The 6,385-nt window shown below is 68.6% G+C and carries 4 protein-coding genes; 2 read left to right on the plus strand and 2 right to left on the minus strand.

Going from position 1 to position 6,385, the window contains the following annotated elements:
* Nucleotides 1-162: 162 nt before the first annotated feature.
* Nucleotides 163-726, plus strand: a complete 564-nt coding sequence (locus tag JIX55_RS50725) for a hypothetical protein (protein WP_257561143.1) — start codon at nucleotides 163-165, stop codon at nucleotides 724-726.
* A gap of 139 nt (nucleotides 727-865) precedes the next feature.
* Here JIX55_RS50725 and cqsA read toward each other — a convergent pair whose 3' ends face one another.
* A complete protein-coding gene (gene cqsA, locus JIX55_RS50730) occupies nucleotides 866-2,068 on the minus strand; it encodes an alpha-hydroxyketone-type quorum-sensing autoinducer synthase (RefSeq protein ID WP_257561142.1) in 1,203 nt (400 codons plus the stop codon).
* 391 nt (nucleotides 2,069-2,459) lie between these two features.
* On the opposite strand from cqsA, the gene JIX55_RS50735 reads away from it, so the two are divergent.
* On the plus strand, nucleotides 2,460-3,233 hold the full coding sequence (locus JIX55_RS50735) for a glycine-rich domain-containing protein (protein ID WP_257561140.1): 774 nt from the start codon (nucleotides 2,460-2,462) through the stop codon (nucleotides 3,231-3,233).
* A gap of 192 nt (nucleotides 3,234-3,425) precedes the next feature.
* Here the strand turns inward: JIX55_RS50735 and JIX55_RS50740 are convergent, their stop codons facing one another.
* Complete coding sequence (locus tag JIX55_RS50740; RefSeq protein WP_257561139.1) at nucleotides 3,426-5,828, minus strand: DEAD/DEAH box helicase; 2,403 nt, start codon at nucleotides 5,826-5,828, stop codon at nucleotides 3,426-3,428.
* Nucleotides 5,829-6,385: the final 557 nt, after the last annotated feature.

Here is a 6,385-nt window from a genome sequence, read left to right on the forward strand (position 1 = left end):
CCCGGCGGAGCTGCAGAAGCCCGCCACCCCACCCACCGATTTCCTCGCCGACGCCTGGAGCAACACCCCGCCGACCCCCGCAGCCGAGCCCGACACCACTGCGGCCGCGACCACCCCGGCGACGTCGCCGGCGAACCCGCCCCGGTCGACGACGACCAGGCGGTGGGACTGCGCGAGGCCCACCAGCACCACCTGCCGGACATCACCATCGCTGCGCTGCCCTACGCCCGCGCCAACGACCGCACCTTCCCCAAGTCGGTCGACAAGCGCGGCGCCGAACTCCTCTACCGCATCGGCGACCTCAAGCGCTGGGCACGCAACCGGCCCCGCGCCGCCACCCGGCACCACCGACCTCGACTGACCACCCCACGGCCGCCGCCCCGAAGCGGCCCTCTCCGCTCTGGCCGACACGACGTCGTCCGGCCACTGCACTGGGTAACGGTCCGGCCCCCAGAGGTCGGCCTGCACTGGGAAGTGCACGGGACGTGGCTGCGCCCGCCGATCCTCATCGACCGGCGTTTCCTGGACCCGTCGGACAGCGGGCTCCAGGTCCTGGAGGGCCGAACGCGCGGCGGTGTTCTGCGCGGCCGCCGACGCGAGCAACTGCACGTCGCCCGCAACCATCAAGCCTGGGTCGGACCCCGTGACAACGTGCCGAGCCTCAGTACGCTGCGAGCGTCCGGCCGTTTTCCAGGAAGAGCTGCGGATGACTGGCTGGGTGCGTGAGTAATGACACCGCCTGTCGGTCAGCAACGACACCACCCCGCCTCATCGGAGAGCGGTATCTCTGAGTTCTGACACCACCCTGGTGCTTGCGGTGGGACCAACGAAGTGCCCCGCGTGGTGAGTGGGCATGGATGCCCACTCAGGGGGTGAGTGAGCGGGGCGAGGTGATCAGGGGCCGGACGATCCCGCTGGCCTGGATGATGCGGTCCACGTCCTGGTCGGTGAGGTCGCAGTGCAGGGAGAGCCGCAGTGCGGTGCGGTTGTGGGGGGTGGCGGGGGGACAGAAGACGGATCCGAACACGTCGTGGTCTTCCATGATGTCGCGTACCTGAATGATGGTTTCGTCCGGGCCGGTGGGCAGCGACATGATGTGGGCGCCCGAACCCCGCAGGTCGTACCCGAGGCTGGTGAGGCCTTGCCGCAGGGTCGCGGCGACTTCCTGCAGGCGGGTGCGGCGCCATTCGTCGTGGCGGACGACGTCCAGGGTGGCGGAGATCTGTACCAGGTCGGACGGCACCAGGGTGGAGGCGAAGACGGCCGGGTAGGAGGTCATCTTGAAGTACTCGACGAATTCCTCGTCCGGACAGGTGATGTAGCCGGCCCGTTTCGCGAACGCCTTCGACAGGCTCATCGTGCGGAAATGCACCCGCTTCGTCAGTCCGGCCGCCGCGACCATGCCCGCTCCGGCGGGGCCGTGGGTGCCCAGCGAGTGGGCCTCGTCGACGACCAGGACACAGCCGGTCTGCTCGGCGACGGCGCACAGCGCGGCCAGCGGCGCGAGGCTGCCGCACACGCTGTACATCGAGTCGACCGCGATCACCCCGGGGCCGTGCTCCTCGATACGGCGCAGCAGGTGGGCGGTGTCGTTGTGGCGGAAGGGCCGCACCGGGGCACCGGCCGCCTTCGCGCCCGCCCACAGCGACATGTGAGCCAGCATGTCCACGTACACCGGCACTTCGGGCCCTGCCAGGGTTTGCAGCAGCCCCACGTTGGCGTCGTATCCCGACTGGCAGAACACGCCCGCCTGCGAACCGAGGTAGCCGGCCAGCTCCCGCTCCAGCACGGTCTGCGGGTGCTCCTCATACAGCAGCGCCGCTGAAGCCAGCCGCGCCCCCCGCATCGCGTCGAGGGACTCGGTCACGGCGTCCACGATGCGCTTGTCGCCGGCCAGGCGCAGGTAGTCGTTGCTGTCGACCACCGTGGAGCCCGGCCCCGGCAGGCGTCGGCCGCGCAGGATGTGCCGACCCGCCCACCGCCCCCGAATCCCGCTCGCGTGGAAAGCCTCCACCCGCTCCTGGACGAACGCCGGCAGCAGCGAGCCAACGGCACAAGGTTCGATCATGCTCGGCAATCTAGGCTCGCAGACCGGCTCAAACGCGTTGCCCCACAGGCACGTTCGGGTGATTCACGGCGGCTGTGTTCGGCTGCGGAACAGCAGGCTCATCCCCGGCACCGAAGCAGGAACGCAGTCATCCAGACCACCGCCGGGCAGACGATCCTGGAGAAGTTCGGCGTCAATGACGTCATCACGCTCCATGCCTTCCGCATCGGGACGAACCCCGCCTCCGTCATCAGCAACGGCGACGGACGTACGGAAGCCATGGCGCACTGGGTGAGCCCCGGGTTCTAGCCCACCATGTGCGCTGGTCAGCCGAACTGGCGAGTCCCCCGATTGAGTGGTGGGCCGCCAGTTGTGGGGCGACGGCCCACGTGCCTCCGTAGCGTCCTCGGACATGACAATCAACAATCCTCGGCACCGAGCAAGCAAGCTGTGGGCCGCGGCAGTTGCACTGACCGTCGGAGGCGTCATGGCGCCCGTGACACTGGTCTCTCCGGCAGAAGCTGCGGACACCTGCGTGAGTGGCGTCACGTTCAAAACCGCGGGTGCCGCGTCCTGCGAGCTGCCCAGCCGTGCCCTCACGGTCACCGTGACCCTCATCGGCGCCGGCGCCGGCGGCGGTGGTGGCGGCATCGGCAATGGGGGTGGCGGCGGGGGTGGCGGTGGCGGCGGGCGCATGGAGTGCCACTACTTCGTCAAGTACGGCGAGGACGTGCGCATCACCGTGGGCCGTGGCGGATACGGCGGCGCCGGCGGCATCGCATCCTCCGTAGGCGGCTCGGATGACGGCGGCAAGGGCGGCGACGGCAGCGCCACCTCGGTCATCCTCGGCGGCCGTACAGACACCATGCCCGGCGGCATCGGCGGCGGCGGCGGGCTCGGCTACGCCAATTTCGGAGGCAACACCGCAGGCGCCGGCGGCCCAAGCCCCAGCGAGGGCCCCTGTGGCTACCAGCGAGGCGCCACGGGTGCCAATGGCACCAAGGGCGCTGGCAGCAGGGGCGGCTCGGGTGGTGCCGGCGGCGAAGCAGCCGGTCCGGTTCCCGCCTCTTGCGGCGCCGCTGGCCGCGCCGGCGCCGGTGGCTCCGCTGGCGGCGGCGCCGCTGGCCGCGAAGGCAACGACGGCCGAGCCGGAAACGAGGGGTGCGTCGTCGTCCGCTTCCATTAGCTGCACCCGTGCAATCCTCAAATCACCGCTGACCTGGCTCTCTCGGGGCCTTGGACGGCTTCGCGGCGCCGTATAGCCGGAGGGGGAGCGGCCCGGGATCCCAGTGCCTACACGCACTCCAGTGCGATGCCGCAGGCCCGGGAGAGCGAAGGACCCCGGGCGCACACAGCGCCCGGGGTCCGCCCAACAGCGTCAGGATGCCGCCCAGTTGAGCCCGAGTTCGGCGAATGCGGCGAGTTTGTCGGCGGTGAGCTTCGCGCGGCGTCCCTTCTGGTTCATGATCCAGACTCCGAGCTTGACGGGGTGCTCTTGGCCGTCGACCTCGACCGTCTCTACGTGGGCCCTGGGTACCTTCACAGAGCCCTCCCGGGCCTTGTACTGCGCCAGGGCCGCAACGCCCCGCTCGAAGGCGCTCAGCGGCGTCGTGGACGGCTTCGCGGACGCCTCCAGCTCCGGGGCCGGGGCGAGCGGTGTGATGCCGAGCTGCTCGAGGCGTTCGCGCTGCCCGTCGTGAAGGGCTTGCCAGACCTCGGGCTTGCGCTGCCGGGCCAGCCATTTCCCGATGTCCATGCCGTGGACCGTGAGGCCGGGCAGGACGTCGGCCCGGCCCTGTTCGTCGCGTACGAGCTCGCGTAGTGCGGCGTAGTGGCGTTGCCACTCCGGCGGCCACGATGGGTTCCAGTCCTCGTCGACGGCTTCCAGTGCCGTTTTCCAGTCGGGGTGGTCATCCAGCGCACCGGGCCGCCGCAAATTCGCGAGCCACATCCCCAACGGCCTGTCCAGCATGGTCGCGGACCTCGGAGCGCAGAGGGTCCAGTGGTCCGCGTAGTACGCCTTCGCGGCCTCCAGGTTTTCCTGGAAGCGTTCGTCCGCGAGGCTCCAGACCATGCCGAGCTTCTCCAGGCGCTGGGCGCGCTGGCCGGTCATCTGCCCGGCTGCGTAGGCGCGTCGTTGTTCTGCGACCCATTGCCCAAGTGGTGTCGCGCCCTCGCGGTGTCCGTAGGGCACCCTGGCGTTCCCGACCCGCTCGACGTACGTCTTCAGCTTCGCCCAGCCGCGGGCCCAGTCCTGGCGTTCGGTGTCGATCACGTTGAAGGAGACCCAGTCCGCGACCATCACCGGATCCCTGGGGGCCGCGAAACGGAGCAGCAGCCGTGATTCTTCTTCGCCGTCTTCTGGTGCGACACCGATGTTCACGGACGGCTGCGCAACGTCCTTCTGCGGCTCCTGGGGGATGGCGAGCAGTTCCACGACCTCTTCATCGTGGGCCCGCAGCCCTTCCAGGACTTTCACCAGGGGCCGGTAGGACCCGGAGGTGAACATGTCCTCGGGCTGCTCTCCGGGCTGGAGAAATACCGGCACGATCAGGGAGGCGAGCTTGCCCTGTCCCGGCTTCTGCCGGAGTGCCCGGCCGATGGCCTGGACGATGTCGTGCGGCGCGCCCTTCGGGTCCAGTAGGGCAACTGAATCCACGCTTCGAATATCGACACCCTCGCCCAAAACACGACAGTTCGAAAGCACAGCTCGCTGCGCCGTCGACCCGAACGAACCCAGAACCTCCCGTCGGCGCTCGGGGACGTGCTCGCCGCACAGCCAGTCCGCCCAGATCCGAGCGGGGTACGTCTCGGGCTGATCGGCGTGCAGCTTCGCCGCAACCCGCTCCAAGCCCTCCGCGTACGCCTGCGCCTCGATCGTCCGATGGTGAAACGTGATGCACGTCTGCAGGTTGTGCTGACTCATGGTGTGCAGGAGCGCGGCCTGGAGCGCCCCGAGACGCTGCCCCCGCACCTCTTCCGTGTGCCGCTCCTCGCCCATCAACTTCTCCGGGGTGACGACCGGGTCCTTCAGCTCCAGCACGATGATCTGATACCGCGCCAACAACCCCCGGGAGACGGCAGATGCGAGCGAGAGCTTGTACAGGACGGGCCCGAAGACCTTCTCGTCGTCCATGGACGCTGCCATCTCCCGCGGCAGCGGATCCCGCACCCCCTCGGCAACCTCCCGGTTCAGCCGCTCCTCCCAGATCCGCGGCGTCGCCGTCAGGTACAGCCGCCGGTACGCCGGGATGACGGTCTGGTCATGGATGTCCGCCCACGCCTTACCCATCGACCCACTTGTCCTGTGGGCCTCATCAACTACCGCGAGGTCTACCGGGTCCAACTTCTGGCCGTAGACGCCCTCGAATGCCTCCGCCAGGACACCCAGAGACGCGTAGGTGGCGTAGATGGTCACGGGCCCGGAGCCGTGCCACAGCGCCAACTGGATCGGGTTCGTCGTGGAGCGCACCTTCAACGACCACAGCTCCGGGTCATCCTGGAGCGAACACACCGCCACCGCCGGCCCCTTGTGCCCGGCCTCGTGCCACGCCCGCACCGTCTGCGCCAGCAGATCCAGCGTCGGCACCAGCACGAGCACACGCCCCCTGGGCACAAGCCGCCTCGCCGACGCGGCAGCCATGATGGTCTTCCCCGTCCCACACGCCGCGTGCACCTGCCCACGAAGACCATTCCAGGGAATACCACCCGGCGGAACATCGAAACCGCGCACAATGGCGGCAACGGCCTCGATCTGGTGATCACGCAGCTTCACGGCCATGCCCCGTGTTCTCCTTTTCGCGGAATGCAGCGCGTAATAACAAATGGAATCCAGGCACAAGGTGCGCGGCGGTAGGGGTGTAGTATCTGATCCCAGACTCTACACAGCCACGACTCGTGATGCATCACCCACACACCAACTTTCGTGGCCCGAGAGTGGTGCATGACTCAATCCCACCCACGAACGATCGGTTGTCCTGTATGCTGACAGGCCATTGGTGAACATGTCGGGACAGGTAGACGGTGGGGGAGGGGTTCAGGGTGGAGCGCAGCGGAACCCGTCACTACAACGAGGCCGGCACCCCCGTCAGGCCGACGGCCCGTCACATCCGTTCAGGGGTAGTAGCTGGGAATCCCAAGCCCTACACAGACCCGCGCGTGATGCACCCACCCCTTACTGCCAGCCCCAAGAATCCCGCTTGCGGGATTCCCCCAATTCGCGCTTGCGCGAATTGGCACGCACTCAGAATTCCGCTTGCGGAATTCGATTCCCCCGCTTGCGGGGGAATCTGGCGGAGCGTCAGCGGAGCCGCTCCTTATGCAGCGCGCCAGCGCTGC

This window comes from Streptomyces sp. DSM 40750, assembly GCF_024612035.1.
GTDB lineage: Bacteria > Actinomycetota > Actinomycetes > Streptomycetales > Streptomycetaceae > Streptomyces.